Source organism: Synechococcus sp. MU1625 (assembly GCF_020514205.1).
GTDB lineage: Bacteria > Cyanobacteriota > Cyanobacteriia > PCC-6307 > Cyanobiaceae > Parasynechococcus.
In genome coordinates, this window is record NZ_VTLA01000008.1 from 63233 (window position 1) to 79714 (window position 16482).

The following is a 16482-nucleotide window of genomic DNA, read 5'->3' on the forward strand; positions in this document are numbered from 1 at the left end:
TGATTCAGCCGACGGCTACCGCGTTGATGATCGTGTGATTCATCACCACGCGGCCCACGGTGGTGAGGATGTAGCGACTAATCAGGGCACCGTCTTCATCGAAACGGTCGCGGCGGAAGCTCCACTGTTCAATGCGCGTGCCGTCACTGAGTGATTCGCTCTTGATGGGTGCATCCAGCTCGTCATCGTCTTGGACCTCGCCGTTAAAGCGAACCCAAACCCAATCGTGAAGACCCAGGCGAGTGTCCTCGAAGGCGTGGATGACATCCTCCAGGCCCGCAAAGGTGCAGCTGCGGTCTCCGAACTCTGGCTTGGTCGCATCGGGCTGAAGCGCCGTCAGGTAGTAAGAGCCCAACACCATGTCCTGAGACGGAGTGATGATCGGCTCGCCTGTTGCAGGCGAAAGGATGTTGTTGCTGGCCAGCATCAGCATGCGGGCTTCGGTCTGAGCCTCGATGGCCAGGGGCACGTGAACAGCCATCTGGTCGCCGTCAAAGTCAGCGTTAAAGGCTGGGCAGACCAGGGGATGGAGCTGAATGGCACGTCCATCCACCAACTTGGGTTCGAAGGCCTGAATACCGAGACGGTGCAGGGTTGGAGCCCGGTTCAACAGGATCGGGTGACCGTCGATCACCTCCTGCAAAACCTGCATCACTTCATCATCGGCACGCTGAATCAGCTTTTTGGCCGCCTTGATGTTGTTGACGATGTTCTGGCGGATCAGGCGGTGGATGACGAACGGCTGGAACAGCTCAATCGCCATCTCCTTTGGGAGACCGCACTGGTGCATCTTGAGCTTGGGACCGACCACGATCACGGAACGACCGGAGTAGTCGACCCGCTTACCCAACAGGTTCTGACGGAAGCGACCCTGCTTACCTTCGATGATGTCGCTCAATGACTTGAGCGGCCGGTTGTTGGCACCCACAACGGTGCGCCCGCGACGGCCGTTGTCGATGAGAGCGTCGACGGCCTCCTGCAGCATCCGCTTCTCGTTGCGGACGATGATTTCGGGAGCCAGTATTTCCTGCAACCGAGCCAGGCGGTTGTTGCGGTTAATCACCCGCCGGTAGAGATCGTTGAGATCGCTGGTAGCAAAGCGTCCACCATCGAGCTGCACCATCGGGCGCAGGTCAGGCGGAATCACTGGAATCACATCCAGCACCATCCACTCAGGACGGGCACTGGTAGCGATGAAGTTGTCGATCACGCGCAGACGCTTGATCAACTTGGCGCGCTTCTGGCCCTTGCTGCCATTGATCTCCTCACGCAGCTGCTCAGCCACCTCATCGAGGGTGAGATCTTCGAGTAGTTGCTTGAGAGCCTCGGCACCGATGCCCACCACCGGCTCGTTCTCGATCTCGGAGTCTTCGGCGTAGATCTCGTCTTCAATTTCCAGCCACTCGTCTTCGGTCAGCAGCTGCTTGTACTTCAGATCCTTGTGATCGCCGGGATCCAGCACCACATAGCAGTTGAAGTAGACGATCTGCTCAACATCCCGCAGGGGCATGTCCAGCAGGATGGCCACGTAGCTGGGAATCCCCTTCAGATACCAGACGTGGGAGACAGGAGCCGCCAGCTTGATAAAGCCCATGCGGTGACGACGCACGCGGCTCTCAGTGACCTCCACACCGCAGCGCTCACAAACGATGCCCCGGTGACGCACCCGCTTGTACTTACCGCAGTGGCACTCCCAGTCTTTAGAAGGGCCAAAGATCTTTTCGCAGAACAGCCCGTCCATCTCGGGTTTGAGGGTGCGGTAGTTGATGGTCTCCGGCTTGGTGACCTCACCGACAACCTGGCCGTTGGGCAGGGTGCGCTGTCCCCACTCCATCACCCGGTCGGGTGAGGCGAGGGTGATCTTGACGTAATCGAAGTGGTTCTCGGTGCGGAGGTTGCTGTTGGTCATTGACGGTTATGGAAGAAGGAGCGGGGAATCGGTTCGTTCGTTGATCCGTCAGTCCTCGTCGTAATCCGCGACGCCGAGGGATTCGTAGGTGGGCCTGCTGGGGGTGCTGCGACGCGGGTTCACGTCCTGCATCAGATCCACTTCCTTGCCTTCATCGGTATAGACGGCGATGTCCAGACCCAGAGACTGAAGCTCACGCATCAGCACCTTGAAGGATTCCGGCGTACCTGGACGGGGGATCGGCTTGCCCTTGACGATTGCATTGAGGGCCTCGTTGCGGCCCTGCATGTCATCGGACTTGACCGTGAGCAGTTCCTGCAGGGTGTAGGCGGCGCCATAGGCCTCAAGTGCCCAAACTTCCATCTCACCCAGACGCTGGCCGCCTTGCTGTGCCTTACCACCCAGAGGCTGCTGGGTGACCAAGGAGTAGGGGCCGGTGGAACGAGCGTGGATCTTGTCGTCCACCAGGTGGACCAACTTGAGGAAGTGGGAATAGCCCACGGCCACGGGCTGGTCGAAGGGCAGACCCGTGCGCCCATCGCGCAGCTGGAGCTTTCCAGGATCTGCGGGGTCGTACACCCAACCCTTGCCGGGCTGCTTGGCGGCTTCCTTAAGGAAGGTCTCCACAGTCTGCTGAGACTTTTCAGCCCCATACATCTCATCGAAGGGAACGATGCGTACACGGCAGTCCAAGTTGGACGCCGCCCAACCCATCAGCAGCTCAAACACCTGACCGACATTCATCCGGCTCGGCACACCCAAGGGGTTGAGCACGATGTCGACAGGGGTCCCGTCGGGGAGATAAGGCATGTCCTCCCGGGGAAGGATGCGGCTGATGATGCCCTTGTTGCCATGGCGACCGGCCATCTTGTCGCCGACCTGGATCTTGCGGCGCTGAGCCACATAAACCCTGACCACCATGTTGGCGCCAGGAGGCAGCTCATCACCCTGTTCACGGGTGTAGATGCGCACATCCACAACGCGGCCGCGCTCTGTGCCAGGCACGCGCAGGGAGTTATCGCGAACATCGCGAGCCTTTTCACCGAAGATCGCGCGGAGCAGCTTCTCCTCCGGCGGCTGATCGGATTCGCCCTTGGGCGTCACCTTGCCCACCAGGATGTCGCCGCTTTCGACGAAAGCACCCACGCGAATGATGCCCATCTCGTCGAGGTTGCCGAGGCTTTCCTCAGCGACGTTGGGAATCTCTCGGGTGATCTCCTCGGGACCGAGCTTGGTCTGCCGCGCTTCAATCTCGTACTTCTCGATGTGCACCGAGGTGTAGAGGTCGTCGGTAACCAGACGTTCGCTGACCAGCAGCGCGTCCTCGTAGTTGTAGCCCTCCCAAGGCATGTAAGCGATCAGAACGTTCTGTCCGAGGGCGATCTCACCACCTTCACAGGCCGAGCCATCCGCCATCACCTGGCCGACGATCACGGGATCGCCACATCGGACGATCGGACGCTGGTTCAGACAGGTGTCCTGGTTGGAGCGCTGGTACTTCTGCAAGAAGTGAGTGTGCTCATTGCCGTCCTCGTCCTGAACAACGATGGCGTTGGCATCCACATAAGTGACGGTGCCATTCACCCGGGAGATCGGCACCATGCCGGAGTCGCGGGCCACCTGGGTCTCGAGACCGGTGCCCACCAGAGCACGCTCGGGGCGCAGCAGCGGCACAGCCTGACGCTGCATGTTGGAGCCCATCAGGGCCCGGTTGGCGTCGTCGTGCTCCAGGAAGGGGATCAGGGACGTTGCCACGGAGATCACCTGAACCGGCGATAGGGCTACGTAGTCGACCTGCTCCGGGGGGACTTTCTCAAAATCCTGGCGATAGCGCACAGGAATCAGATCCGCCGTGATCCGACCGTCGCCCTCAGTGGCCACGTCACCCGGGGCAACGCGCACTTCGTCTTCACGGTCCGCGGACAGATAGATCGGGTCACCTTCCTTGATGACGACACCGTTCTCCACCTTCCAGAACGGGGTTTCGATGAAACCATATTCGTTGACCCTGGCATGGGTCGCCAGGGAGTTGATCAGACCGGCATTGGGACCTTCCGGCGTCTCAATCGGACAGAGGCGGCCGTAGTGGGAGGGGTGAATATCGCGGACGGCAAAGCCAGCACGCTCACGGGTGAGACCTCCAGGTCCCAGGGCCGAGATACGGCGCTTGTGGGTCAGCTCAGCCAGGGGGTTGGTCTGATCCATGAACTGGCTCAGCTGGCTGGAGCCAAAGAACTCCTTGATCGCCGCCACCAGAGGTTTGGGATTCACCAACTGCGCCGGAGTCAGCGAATCGGTTTCACCGACGGTCATCCGTTCCTTGATGATCCGCTCCAGGCGGTTCAGACCGACCCGAACCTGGTTTTGCAGCAGTTCACCGACTGAACGCACCCTGCGGTTACCGAGGTGGTCAATGTCATCGAGGGTGGCGCCGCCGACATCCAGCTCCAAATTGATCAAGTAATCAAGGGTGGAGAGCACGTCCTCATGGGTGAGGGTGCGCACCGTGTCGGGGATGGTGAGGCGCAGTTTTTTGTTGATCTTGTAGCGACCGACCCTCCCGAGGTCGTAACGCTTTGGATCAAAGAAACGGGTCTGCAGTAACTGCTGACCGCCGCTCACCGAGGGGGGTTCACCCGGACGAAGTTTCTTGTAGAGCTCGAGCAGCGCCTGGTCTTCCGAACTGATGCCCTCGTCATTAGCGGCATCAATCGACTTCTTATAGAACTCGGGATGACGCAGCTTGTCGAGCACGTCGTTGTCGGACAGACCCATGGCACGCATGAGCACGTGCGCATTGATCTTGCGGGTCTTGTCCACACGGACGTGCAGCAAGTCGTTCTTATCGGTCTCAAACTTCAGCCAGGCTCCACGGTTGGGGATGACGCTGGCGTTGTATGTGCGCCGACCGTTCTTGTCCATTTCATCCTTGAAATAGACACCGGGGCTCCGCACGATCTGATTCACGATCACGCGCTCAGCACCGTTGATGATGAACGTGCCGCGCTCTGTCATCAGCGGTAGTTCGCCGATAAAGACCTCCTGCTCTTTGATCTCACCGGTCTCCTTGTTGACCAGACGGCAGGTGACATACATCTGTGAGGCAAAGGTCGCATCGCGACGCTTCGCCTCTTCCACATCGTGGCGGGGGCGCTTCAGGCGGTACTCGCTACCGATGAAGTGCAGCTCCAGCTTGCCGGTGTAATCCGTGATCGGAGAGAAGCTTTCCAGCTCCTCAATCAGACCTTGATCCAAAAACCACTTAAAGCTGGCCCGCTGCACCTCCACCAGATCAGGGAGGTAGGTGGCGGTCTTGGCGACCTGAATCGCGCTGCTGCTCATGCGGGGACCGGCAGAGAGGACGAAGGGACTGAGAAGGTCTGGATTGGCGGCAAAAGCTCACCCGACAGGACGATTCCCCACAACAGCGGCACCTACGGTTTCCAGAAAGGAACCGACAGAGCCGCTGCTGCTGTTCAGAAATCGCGGGTCAGATCAGCTGACGACGACAAGTGCACCGGAAGGAAATGGACGCTTCAGGCACCACACACAAGAACGAATCCCGCGCATGGCCAGGCCAATACAACATCTTACATATGGACTCGACACTCTTGGAAGAGCAGTTAAGGGAGTCCAAACAATCGTCGGGCGTTGGCGGTGCTGCTGCAAGCCACGCTCTCGAGATCCACACCCCGCAGCTCAGCCACACGCGTCGCGACAGATGCCACAAAGGCCGGCTCATTGCGCTTGCCGCGACGAGGTACGGGAGCCAAGAAGGGGCAATCGGTTTCCACCAAAAAACGATCCTCAGGCACCTGACGGGCGCAGTCGTGGGTGGGCTCAGCCTTAGAAAAGGTCACGGTGCCACTGAAGCTGATGTACAGACCCAGCTCCAGGAACTGCTGCATTTCATCGGGAGTGCCGCCCCAGCAATGCATGACCCCCGCGGGACAACGACCCTCCGCCTGACGGGCCCGAAGTTCAACCAGCATCGGCTCGGCGGCATCACGGCAGTGAATAATCACTGGCAGGTTCAGCTCCACCGCCAGATCAAGCTGCGGACGCAGCACAGCAAGCTGATCCTCAAGGTTCTTCTCGCGGAAGAGATCAAGCCCGAGCTCACCGATCGCGACCACCCGGTCATCCTCCAGGGCAGCCCGACGCAGCACCGCCACCGTGTCATCAGCCCAATGTTGAGTGTCCAAAGGATGGACGCCGACGGAATACCGCATTTCGGGAAACCGATCAGCCAATGCCCGAATCGCGGGGATTTCGGAGGGCTCGACACAGGCATGCAACAAGGCTCCGACACCGGCCTCTCGCCAGCGTGTGGCCACCTCATCGAGGTCCTCGTCAAAATTGCGAAAGACGATGTGACAGTGACTGTCGATCAGCGTCGGGAGGGGAGACACAGCTGGGCCGAAACGCGCTTTCGGCCCATTCTGCCGGTTGAAACCGAATCAGCTGGCGGGCTCGAGCACCTTGCGCACCGCCGCACTGAGACGGGACTTCTGGTTGGCGCCATTGTTGCGGTGCAGGACACCGACCTTCACCGCCTTGTCGATCTTGCTGAAGGCGGCTCGCATCGAGCTCTGCACCGTGGTCTTGGCTTCGTCACCAGGCGTTGCGCTGTAAGCGTCACAAGCGGTGAAGCAACGCTTCATCAACGTGCGCAGGGACGACTTGTAGGTGCGATTGCGCAGACGGTTGCGCTCAGCAATCTCAATCCGCTTCTTGGCTGACTTGTTATTGGCCACTGAGGCTTCAACGTTGCGAACAATCCAGCACCCTACTCCGTGACAGGACCGCTTCCCAGTGTTGTCGAGTCCTAACTTGACTACATCTTCCACACGTACCTTTGTCTGTGAGCCAACCGGCCGTCGCTCCCCTGCGCATCGTGCGGGATCCGGAACAGGCCCAGACAGAACTACAGCGCTTATCAAGCCGCACGGCTCAGACCCAGCAAAGCGAGGCCAGACAGCGGGTCGACGCGATTCTTGCAGCGGTCTTCGACCGCGGTGATGCGGCGATCGCAGACTTCACAGAACAGTTCGATGGCTTTCGGCCTCTGCCGATGGCGGTTCCCCAGGAAGCGCTCGAACAGGCCTGGTCCACGCTGCCGACCAACCTGCGTGATGCCCTGGAGCTGGCCCATCGCCGCATCACCGATTTCCACCAACGCCAACGTCCCGCCGACCTAGCAGTAACAGGTCCCCACGGCGAGCAGCTCGGACGGCGCTGGAGACCGGTGCAGCGGGCGGGTCTCTACGTGCCCGGCGGACGCGCGGCCTACCCCAGCACGGTGCTGATGAATGCAGTACCAGCCCGTGTCGCTGGGGTGAAAGAGCTGGTGATCTGTTCCCCCGCCGGCCGGGATGGCAAGGTCAACCCTGTGGTGCTGGCAGCGGCGCACCTCGCCGGCGTGAAGACGGTGTTCCGCCTCGGGGGCGCCCAAGCCATTGCCGCCATGGCCTACGGCAGTGAAAGCGTGCCCAAAGTGGATGTGATCAGCGGCCCAGGCAACCTGTACGTCACCCTTGCGAAACAAGCGGTTTACGGCCAGGTCGCCATCGATTCCCTGGCAGGTCCAAGCGAGGTGCTGGTGATTGCCGACCACTCCGCACAGCCGGATCAGGTGGCTGCGGATCTGCTGGCGCAGGCTGAGCACGATCCTCTGGCGGCGGCGGTGCTGATCACCACCGACCATGCTCTGGCCGACGGGATCAACGCCGCGGTCGCCGAGCAGCTCACCAACCACCCCCGTCGCGAGATCTGCGAAGCCGCACTGCGGGACTGGGGGCTGGTGGTGGTGTGCGACGACCTCGAGAGCTGTGCCCGCCTGAGCGACAGCTTCGCTCCGGAACATCTAGAGCTCCTGGTCGAACGTCCCGAACCTCTGGCGGATCGGATCCAGAACGCTGGAGCCATTTTCCTGGGCCCCTGGTCTCCGGAAGCCGTTGGGGATTACCTCGCAGGTCCGAACCACACCCTGCCCACCTGTGGAGCCGCACGTTTCAGTGGAGCGCTGAGCGTTGAAACCTTCATGCGCCACACCTCACTGATCGGATTCAACCGGGCTGCTCTGGAAGCAACAGGTTCAGCTGTGCAGGAGTTGGCCACCAGTGAAGGCCTGCACAGCCACGCCGAATCGGTGCGACGGCGCCTCAGCTGAGGCGCTTCTCCAGACTGCGGACCCCCGCCACGCCATCAGCGATCTCGCCCACCAACACCTCATCGGTGATGTTGACGAACAATCCGTTCTCCAGCACTCCCGGAATGTTGTTGATGGTCTGCTCCAGGGCCACTGGATCGGTGATGCCTCCATTGAGCTTGGCGTCCAGCACCAAATTGCCCTGATCCGTAACCACAGGGCCGGCCTTGCGCTGGGCCATCCGCAGTTCAGCAGTACCCCCAAGGGCTTCCAGCTGCTGCTTCACCTGGCGCCAGGCACCCGGAAGAACTTCAACCGGCAGCAGAAAACCGAGGTTGAGACGATCCACAAGTTTCGTGGAATCCACCACCACCACAAAACGATCGGCCCTTGCAGCTACGAGTTTTTCCTGTACATGGCAAGCACCACCGCCCTTGATCAACTGGAAGCCAGGATCGACTTCATCAGCACCGTCTATGGCCAGATCAATACGGTTGACGGCATTGAGGCTGAGCAGAGGGATGTTCAGCTCTGCGGCCAGCACCTCCCCCTGAAAAGAGGTCGTTACACCCACGATGTCTTTGAGTTCGCCGCTGGCGAGTTTGGCGCCCAGGCCTTGAATCATTAGTGCGGCAGTCGACCCAGATCCCAGACCCAGCACCATGCCGTCTTTGATCTGTTCAACAGCGGCATCGGCCACTGCCTGCTTCATCTGGGTCTGAAGATCAGCCATCAGGTCTCGTCCTTTGGGCGCGACCGTAGCAAGGGTTTCAAGCCATTCCAGGCAGGGGCTCAGGTTTGACCGACAGGGTCAACTCGCGACCCGCCCGCAGCACCTTCAAGGGCAGTGGAGCATTGATGGCAGCAGCATCCACCACTTCCAGAAGCACCTGAGGATCGGGGATGTCGCGATCATCAGCAGTGATCAAAAGATCACCGCGGCGCAGGCCCGCTTTTTCGGCCGGGCCATCGGGAAGCACGGCTTGAACTAGAGCACCGCTGCGTTCCGGCAGCTGCACAAGGGCATTGGGATCCTTGTTGTGCTCGCGCGCGATCCGGGGCGTGAGAGCGACCAATTGAAGGCCGATATAGGGATGCACCACCTCACCCTGCTGCTGCAGCTGATCGGCCACCCTGCGGGCCAGGTTGATCGGGATAGCAAAACCAAGGCCAGCCCCAGGGCCAGAACGCACCAAGGTATTAATCCCAATCACTTGGCCATCACCGTTCACCAAGGGGCCGCCGGAATTACCGGGGTTGATGGCGGCGTCGGTCTGAATCAGTTCAAGCCGTTTGTCAGCAAAACCAAGACTGTTGATGTTGCGATGCAGGCTGCTGACAATTCCTAGGGTCACCGTGCGTTCCAGTCCAAATGGGGTGCCGAGGGCGATCGCCCAATCGCCCACTTGCATGGCTTCGGAGTCACCCAGAGGAGCCCGCGGCGGCAATTGATCACCCTCAAGACGCACTAGGGCCAGATCCGTCACGGCATCGGTGCCCACCACCCGGCCATCGCGTTGATCCCCGTTGGCCAGTGTGACGCTGACGGACTCCACCCGATCCACCACATGAGCGTTGGTGAGCACAAGCCCCTGGGGATCAATCACCACACCGGAGCCTTGACCACGTTCCCGCCCCGGACCCGCAGGCGGGTCCCCAAGCAGATCCCGCAGCAACGGATCGAGAAGCGTGGGATCAAACGGCTGCCGTTCAATGGTGCGCTCGGTATCGATCCGAACCACAGCCGGGGCCACCCGCTGAACGGCATCGGCTACAAAGCTGTGCTCTAGAGCCTGCACGGACGCTCCATCACCGACAAAGCAGGCCACTGCCACCAGCACTACCAACAGTTGACGCAGGGCGTACCGCAACACCAGGACCGACGAATTGACTTCTTTTTATCGGATCCAGCCGGGGAAGCGGGCGTTGGTCCCGATCGATCGCATTCTCACAACGCCCATTGCAATCGGCGGACAAGCCTAAAAAATCCAGCTAAGAGTCAAGCAAACGCAGTTTTCGCATGCGTGCATTTCTGGCTCCAGCGGCAGCGCTGCTTGCCCTGGCTGGCCCAGTTGCCCTGACTCCACAAGCCTCCGCGGAAAGCACAACGCTTAAGGCGGTGATTTTTGAGGAAGTCAAGCCGCTGTATCAAAAAACCGACACCGGCTACGAAGGCCTCGGGGTTGATGTTCTCGAACAGATCCGGATTCAGGCCAACCGCCGCAACGTGACTTACCGAGTCGCGTCTTCCGTCAATGACGGCATTGGTGCCGTCATCACCGGCAAGGCCGACATCGCCTGTGGTGTGGCCTTCACCTGGGGCCGCTCCACTCAGGTCACTTACAGCCTTCCCTTCGGCGTCGGTGGCACACGGCTGCTGATGGCCAGAGATACAACCATCGATGGAACCCCTGACTCGTTGGCAGGAGAAACCATCGGCGTGGTCAAGGACACCGCCTCCGCCAAGGTTCTGAAGAGCGTGGTGCCCGGCGCCACACTGAAAAACTTCGACACCCCCAAGGAAGCGTTGGATGCCTTCTACACGGGTGACGTTCCGATCCTCGGTGGTGGAACCCTCTGGTTGGCCGCCAACAGCCGAATCGACAAAACGGCTCTACTGCCCTTCCGCCCCTACGGCCGCTCGGGCATCAGCTGCATCGTCAAGCAGGACAACGGCAAGCTGCTCTCGTCCACCAACATCGCGTTGGGACAGATGATGCAGGCCTACATGGATGGTGATGCCGGAACGCGCCGCATGATCAACCGTTGGATTGGTCCCGGCAGCGATGTGGGCCTGAGCCAAGAGTCAATCCGCTCCTTGTACGGCTTGATCCTCAGCGTCACAGCAGAAATCAACACCCCAGCGACACCGGGAATCTGACTGCTCCTCGATTGCTTTCCTTCTTTATCCATCAACAGCCATGAAGCGTTCTCTTATTGCCTTTCAAGCACTGCTGGCCTCCAGTGCCGTGCTGTGCCAAACCGCCCAAGCCAGCTCCAGCTACAGCGCGCCTGAGCAACTCAACGGTCAGGCCAAAGCCAACAGCATCGAAGCCCGAATCGAAGCGGTTCGGAACACCGACTGGGGCAGCCTGCTCAAGGATCCCGAAATCGAAGGTGAGCTTGTTGCCAAGAGCAAATGGAAAAACGGCAAAGGCAAAAAGTTCGGCAACAGCCGGGGAAAAGGCAAGTGGGGCAATGGAAAGAGCGGCAACAAGTGGGGCAATAGCCGCAACACCTGGGGCAACGGTGGCTACGGCGGTGGCTGGCGCAACGGTGGCGGTGGCTGGCGCAACGGTGGCGGCGGATTCGTGAACTGGTGATTGTTTCTTCCCCAAACGTCTCTTCCAATGTCAGGCCCGACCTCAACCGGTTCGGGCCCATCGGCCTCGTGGTTGTGCAGTCGACATCGTTGTGCAACCTCGATTGTTCTTACTGCTATCTGCCCGATCGGCAGAAGAAGCGGGTTTTCGACCTCGATCTACTGCCTCTATTGATCCAGCGGATTCTGGAAAGCCCCTATGCCGGGCCGGAGTTCGGACTGGTATGGCATGCCGGGGAACCGCTCACCCTGCCCACCAGTTGGTACGACGAGGCAACGGCGATCCTGCATCGCAGCCTCGAGCAGTTCAACGCCCAGGGGCTGGACTTCACCCAGCACGTTCAGACCAACGCAACGTTGATCAACGATGCGTGGTGCGACTGCTTCCGGCGCAACCGCATTGTGGTGGGGATCAGTGTGGATGGCCCAGAGGACATCCACGACGCCCACCGGCGCTTCCGCAATGGACGCGGATCCCACGCCATGGCGATGAAAGGGATTGAAGCCCTGCACCGCAACGATGTGCCCTTCCACTGCATCTCGGTGGTCACCGCTGATGCCATGGAGCAACCGGAGCGGATGTATCGCTTCTTCCGGGACAACGGCATCACCGATGTGGGCTTCAACGTTGAGGAACAGGAGGGCATTCACACCAGTTCCTCGATGCAAGGCTCAGTCATGGAGGAGAAGTATCGCGACTTCCTCCGAGCTTTCTGGCGCCTTAGCGAGCAAGACGGTCATCCCGTCGTGCTGCGGGAATTCGAGCAGGTGATCAGCCTGATTCAAGGCAACGAACGGATGACCCAGAACGAGCTCAATCGCCCGTTCTCGATTCTCAGCGTTGATTCGGATGGGAATTTCTCCACGTTCGACCCCGAGCTGCTGTCAGTGGCCAGCGACCGCTACGGCACCTTCAACCTCGGCAACCTGCGTGATCTGTCGTTGGTGGAGTCCACCAAAACCGATCAGTTCCGTCGCCTCCTGGCTGACATGAGCAGCGGTGTCGATACCTGCCACAAGGGCTGCGAGTACTTCGGGCTCTGTGGTGGGGGCACCGGCAGCAACAAGTTCTGGGAGCACGGCAGCCTGGCGGCCAGCGAAACCAATGCCTGTCGCTTCGGCACCCAGATTCCTGTTCAGGTTTTGCTGGAGCGGTTCGAAGAGGGTCCTCCCCTGACTCCCATCACACCCAATTGATCTGGTTCTCCATGCGGTCCATCGCTGTCCTGCCTGTCCTGGGCCTGCTGCTCATTCCGATGCAGGCCCGAGCCGCCTGCACCTTTCTGACTCCGGTGGGCGGCGGCGACCCCATTGTGAAAAAAAAGGTGGAGCGTCCCAAAGGGCTCATCGGTAAAGCAGTCGGCCGCACCAACTGGAACACCGATTTCGTGGTGGATCAGCCCTACCGCAGCTTCAAGCTGTTTTTCACCGCCGATTCCAGCGATCCCAGCAGTTATCCCATTCAGGCCTTCCTCAAATTCAGCGATGGAAGCAACAGCAAGGTGGCCGATGAACAACTGCAGCCGCCTGTAGGCACCGGCCGCATGTTTGGGCCCTTCCAGCAGGTCTCAGGCAAGAGCATCAGCCAGGTGAATTTCCGGATCGGGGCCAACAACGACCCGCAAGCCACTGGATTCAGCTACCGCATTTCCGTACAGGGCTGCCACTGATCGCACTGCGGCTTTGGAAGCTTCTGCCTAGCTTCGGGCCAATTTGTGATCTTCAGCCTTGAGCAAATCCGCTGATTCACAACGATGTCAGCTCTGCCAGGTCGTCATCGAGTCCTCCCCAGGACGAGCGGACATTGTGCAGTTCAGCAATGGCCCCCAGGGCAGCCGCAGCAAACTTTGGAGTCGCGTCTGTCAGTACGTGACTGATCCTGACCGTCAGCGCATCTGCATCAATCAGGATTCCGAAGGTCGCGGCACCGAACAGGCTGGTGACGCTTTCCCCGATGCACCGCCCATCGATCTGGGCAACACCTGACGGATGGCGGGCAGTCCCCTACATTGAAGGTGTGTCCGACGGGCATCTCCCTGCGGAGATCGGTCACAACTGAAATGCACGTCGGACCGACGTCCGCCCTCAGTTCGCGTTGCCTCATCCTCTGCTTCCGGATCTCGAAACGCTGGCCACCGACGTGGCCGCCCGCAAAGGCTTTGACCTTTGCGGCATCCAGCTGCTCACTCATATGAGCCCGATGACCCTGGAAGTGCAGATCCGCCACAGCAGTGGAGCGGATGTGAGCCTCGACGACTGCGCGGGTTTCAGCGGAGTGCTTGGGGATGCCCTTGAGGCCTCCACCCTGCTCACTGACGCGTATGTTCTGGAGATCAGCAGTCCCGGAATCGGCGAGCAGCTGTCCAGCGATCGCGATTTTCAGACCTTCCGCGGCTTTCCCATCGAGGTCCATCACCGCGACAAGGGCGAGACCGAGCAACGCCTTGAAGGCCTCTTGCTTGAACGCGACGCCGACACGCTGCAGATCAACATTCGCGGGCGAGTTAAACGGATTCCCCGCGATTGCGTGATCGGTGTCCGCCTCACCAGTCCAGGCAGCTGAACCCAGCGTTCACCCCCCTCCAACCGCTCAACCCTTCCCTTAAACCAACGCGATGGCTCTCGTACTTCTTCCAGGTCTCACCAATCTGATCGACGACATCAGTGAAGAGAAGAAGCTGCCACCTCAGGTTGTGGAAGCAGCCCTGCGGGAGGCCCTACTGAAGGGCTACGAGCGCTACCGGCGCACCCTTTACCTCGGGATAAGCGAAGACCCCTTTGATGAGGAGTACTTCAGCAACTTCGACGTCGGCCTTGACCTGGAAGAGGAGGGATACCGGGTTCTCGCCAGCAAAATCATTGTTGATGAGGTGGAAAGCGAAGACCACCAGATCGCCATTGCCGAGGTGATGCAGGTGGCTGATGATGCCCAGGTGGGCGACACGGTGGTGCTGGATGTCACCCCGGAGAAGGAGGATTTTGGCCGGATGGCCGCCGCCACCACCAAACAGGTGCTGGCCCAGAAACTGCGGGATCAACAGCGCCGCATGATCCAGGAGGAGTTCGCCGATCTGGAGGATCCGGTGCTGACCGCACGGGTGATCCGCTTCGAGCGCCAGTCAGTGATCATGGCGGTCAGCTCAGGCCTGGGGCGTCCGGAAGTCGAGGCGGAACTCCCCCGTCGCGATCAGCTGCCCAACGACAACTACCGCGCCAACGCCACCTTCAAGGTGTTCCTCAAAGAGGTCAGCGAAGTTCCCCGGCGGGGACCACAGCTTTTCGTCAGCCGCTCCAATGCCGGTTTGGTGGTCTACCTATTTGAGAACGAAGTTCCCGAAATTCAGGAGGGATCCGTACGGATCGTGGCCGTGGCCCGCGAGGCCAATCCACCCTCCCGTTCGGTGGGACCCCGCACCAAGGTGGCCGTCGACAGTATCGAGCGTGAAGTCGATCCCGTCGGTGCCTGCATCGGAGCCCGCGGATCCCGCATTCAGCAGGTGGTGAACGAACTGCGTGGCGAAAAAATCGACGTCATTCGCTGGTCTCAGGATCCAGGTCAGTACATCGCCAATTCCCTCAGCCCCGCCAGGGTGGACATGGTGCGCCTCGTTGATCCGATGGGGCAGCATGCCCACGTGCTGGTTCCCCCCGATCAGTTGAGCCTGGCCATCGGCCGTGAAGGCCAGAACGTGCGCCTGGCCGCCCGACTCACCGGCTGGAAGATCGACATCAAGAACTCCACGGAGTACGACCAGGAAGCTGAGGATGCCGTGGTGGCTGAGTTGATCTCCCAGCGCGAGGAAGAGGAGGCCCTCCAGCAACAAGCTGAGGAACGCCTGGCCGCCGAACAGGCTGCTCGGGCAGAAGAAGATGCACGCCTGCGGGAGCTGTACCCGCTGCCCGAGGACGAGGAGGAGTACGGCGAAGAGCAGGCCGAGCAGGAATTCACGGAAGAGGAGCCCGCCGCGGTTGAAGCCGACACTGAAATCGACGCTGAGCCAGAAGCTGATGCCACGGAGGCTGAGGCTGAGGCTGAGGCTGAGGTGGACGCCGATGCCGACCAGGAGCAGGTCCGGTGAGTGAGCGCCCCGTCCTGCGTCGCTGCGTGGCCTGCCGCCAGCTCTTGGATCGCCGCCAACTCTGGAGGGTGATCCGCGACCATCAGGACGGAGTTCTCCTCGATGCAGGGATGGGCCGATCGGCCTATCTCTGTCCCGAGGAAAACTGCCTTGAGGAGGCAACCCGTCGCAAACGCCTACAGAAAGCCCTGCGTTGTCAGGTGCCCGAAACAGTGCTTGCGGTGTTGAAACAGCGGCTTATCCAGACCCCTGGTGAATCCGCTGAGGCAGACTGAACATTGGCCCCACTGTGTGAGTGGCCACCGCGGCATTCCATGCCCGGACCGATCGGAGACCCGAACTGAATGACCAGCAGCGGCAAAGTCAGAATTTACGAGCTGTCCAAGGACCTCGGCCTTGAGAACAAGGACGTGTTGGACGCGGCTGAAAAGCTGTCGATCGCTGCGAAGAGCCACAGCAGCTCGATCAGCGACGCTGAAGCCGGCAAGATTCGTTCACTCCTCGTCAAGGGCGGGAATGGTGCGAAGCCCGCTGCTGCTGCGCCTGCCAAGCCCGCACCAGGGAAAGCGATCCTGTCGGTGAAAAAGGCAGCCCCTGCCGCACCAAGCAAGCCCACACCGACCGTGAGCAAGCCTGTGGCAGCCAAGCCTCAGGTGGCTCCCACGCCGCAAGCACCCCCGAAACCACCGGCAGCCACAACGCCGAAACCGATCATTAGCAAGCCCACGCCGGCCCCCGCAAAAGCGTCGGCGCCCCCGGCACGGCCTGCTGCCCCTCAAAAACCGCCGGCAGCGCCTTCGCGACCCACGGCTTCAAAGCCCGTGCCTCGGCCTGCAGCCTCACCCGCGCCGCGAGCAGCCTCAAAGCCCCAGCCCGTCAGCAAACCGCCAGCGACCAAACCGGAACTGGTGAGCAAGCCTAAGGCTGCCGCCAAACCAACAGCACCCACCCCGGCTCGGCCAACGCCCCGTCCCGCTGGGGCTGGAAGTCCCGCGCGCCCCACCCCAGGCCAGGGCCAGCA

16 protein-coding genes are annotated in these 16482 nt (G+C 60.6%); 10 read left to right on the forward strand and 6 right to left on the reverse strand.

The features are described from left to right. Positions 1-4 precede the first annotated feature (4 nt). The 4 genes from FZX13_RS11475 to rpsT all read right to left on the reverse strand — a co-directional run bounded on the left by FZX13_RS11475 (position 5) and on the right by rpsT (position 6666). Complete coding sequence (locus FZX13_RS11475; RefSeq protein ID WP_226409675.1) at positions 5-1909, reverse strand: DNA-directed RNA polymerase subunit gamma; 1905 nt, start codon at positions 1907-1909, stop codon at positions 5-7. 48 nt (positions 1910-1957) lie between these two features. Beyond that, positions 1958-5251, reverse strand: coding sequence for a DNA-directed RNA polymerase subunit beta (gene rpoB / locus FZX13_RS11480; protein WP_115022234.1), 3294 nt, complete (start codon positions 5249-5251; stop codon positions 1958-1960). A gap of 281 nt (positions 5252-5532) precedes the next feature. Next, a complete protein-coding gene (locus FZX13_RS11485; protein ID WP_226409676.1) occupies positions 5533-6321 on the reverse strand; it encodes a TatD family hydrolase in 789 nt (262 codons plus the stop codon). A gap of 48 nt (positions 6322-6369) precedes the next feature. After that, the gene (gene rpsT, locus FZX13_RS11490) at positions 6370-6666 is read right to left on the reverse strand and encodes a 30S ribosomal protein S20 (RefSeq protein ID WP_115022238.1); all 297 of its coding nucleotides are present in this window, start codon (positions 6664-6666) and stop codon (positions 6370-6372) included. Between the two features lie 107 nt (positions 6667-6773). Here rpsT and hisD point away from each other — a divergent pair, with 107 nt between their 5' ends. Beyond that, the gene (hisD, locus tag FZX13_RS11495) at positions 6774-8081 is read left to right on the forward strand and encodes a histidinol dehydrogenase (RefSeq protein ID WP_226409677.1); all 1308 of its coding nucleotides are present in this window, start codon (positions 6774-6776) and stop codon (positions 8079-8081) included. Here hisD and rpiA read toward each other — a convergent pair. Further along, a complete protein-coding gene (rpiA, locus tag FZX13_RS11500; RefSeq protein WP_115093238.1) occupies positions 8074-8793 on the reverse strand; it encodes a ribose-5-phosphate isomerase RpiA in 720 nt (239 codons plus the stop codon). The two genes, hisD and rpiA, sit on opposite strands and share 8 nt — an antisense overlap. 37 nt (positions 8794-8830) lie before the next feature. Continuing rightward, complete coding sequence (locus FZX13_RS11505; protein WP_170952089.1) at positions 8831-9901, reverse strand: trypsin-like peptidase domain-containing protein; 1071 nt, start codon at positions 9899-9901, stop codon at positions 8831-8833. Positions 9902-10080: 179 nt separating this feature from the next. Between FZX13_RS11505 and grrP the strand changes: the two genes are divergently transcribed. From grrP to FZX13_RS11550, 9 genes are all read left to right on the forward strand, one after another. Beyond that, positions 10081-10941: an extracellular substrate binding-like orphan protein GrrP gene (gene grrP / locus FZX13_RS11510; RefSeq protein ID WP_226409678.1), complete on the forward strand. Its 861-nt coding sequence runs from the start codon at positions 10081-10083 to the stop codon at positions 10939-10941. 40 nt (positions 10942-10981) lie between these two features. Next, entirely contained in the window at positions 10982-11383 is a 402-nt protein-coding gene (gene grrA / locus FZX13_RS11515; RefSeq protein ID WP_226409679.1) for a GrrA/OscA1 family cyclophane-containing rSAM-modified RiPP, read from the forward strand. Continuing rightward, positions 11380-12579, forward strand: coding sequence for a cyclophane-forming radical SAM/SPASM peptide maturase GrrM/OscB (gene grrM, locus FZX13_RS11520; protein WP_226409680.1), 1200 nt, complete (start codon positions 11380-11382; stop codon positions 12577-12579). The genes grrA and grrM overlap by 4 nt, the downstream gene beginning before the upstream one ends. A gap of 11 nt (positions 12580-12590) precedes the next feature. After that, entirely contained in the window at positions 12591-13052 is a 462-nt protein-coding gene (locus tag FZX13_RS11525) for a hypothetical protein (protein ID WP_226409681.1), read from the forward strand. A gap of 58 nt (positions 13053-13110) precedes the next feature. Next, positions 13111-13368, forward strand: coding sequence for a hypothetical protein (locus tag FZX13_RS11530; protein WP_226409682.1), 258 nt, complete (start codon positions 13111-13113; stop codon positions 13366-13368). A gap of 109 nt (positions 13369-13477) precedes the next feature. Next, positions 13478-13945 carry a ribosome maturation factor RimP gene (gene rimP, locus FZX13_RS11535; protein WP_226409683.1) on the forward strand — a complete coding sequence of 156 codons (468 nt, stop codon included), beginning with the start codon at positions 13478-13480 and terminating at the stop codon, positions 13943-13945. A gap of 52 nt (positions 13946-13997) precedes the next feature. Continuing rightward, positions 13998-15461 (forward strand): transcription termination factor NusA, encoded by a 1464-nt coding sequence (gene nusA / locus FZX13_RS11540; protein ID WP_226409684.1) that lies wholly within the window; start codon positions 13998-14000, stop codon positions 15459-15461. Next, the gene (locus FZX13_RS11545; protein ID WP_115022254.1) at positions 15458-15736 is read left to right on the forward strand and encodes a YlxR family protein; all 279 of its coding nucleotides are present in this window, start codon (positions 15458-15460) and stop codon (positions 15734-15736) included. Before nusA ends, FZX13_RS11545 begins: the two co-directional genes overlap by 4 nt. Positions 15737-15805: 69 nt before the next feature. Continuing rightward, positions 15806-16482 (forward strand): translation initiation factor IF-2 N-terminal domain-containing protein (locus FZX13_RS11550; RefSeq protein WP_226409685.1); only part of this gene is annotated, 677 nt, incomplete at its 3' end.

What these genes read in the sequence shown, in the direction of transcription:
- FZX13_RS11475 (WP_226409675.1), bottom strand. Translation starts at nt 1,909, where the DNA reads ATGACCAACAGCAACCTCCGCACCGAGAACCACTTCGATTACGTCAAG.
- rpiA (WP_115093238.1), bottom strand. Translation starts at nt 8,793, where the DNA reads ATGGCTGATCTTCAGACCCAGATGAAGCAGGCAGTGGCCGATGCCGCT.
- FZX13_RS11525 (WP_226409681.1), top strand. Translation starts at nt 12,591, where the DNA reads ATGCGGTCCATCGCTGTCCTGCCTGTCCTGGGCCTGCTGCTCATTCCG.
- grrA (WP_226409679.1), top strand. Translation starts at nt 10,982, where the DNA reads ATGAAGCGTTCTCTTATTGCCTTTCAAGCACTGCTGGCCTCCAGTGCC.
- nusA (WP_226409684.1), top strand. Translation starts at nt 13,998, where the DNA reads ATGGCTCTCGTACTTCTTCCAGGTCTCACCAATCTGATCGACGACATC.
- rpoB (WP_115022234.1), bottom strand. Translation starts at nt 5,251, where the DNA reads ATGAGCAGCAGCGCGATTCAGGTCGCCAAGACCGCCACCTACCTCCCT.
- grrP (WP_226409678.1), top strand. Translation starts at nt 10,081, where the DNA reads ATGCGTGCATTTCTGGCTCCAGCGGCAGCGCTGCTTGCCCTGGCTGGC.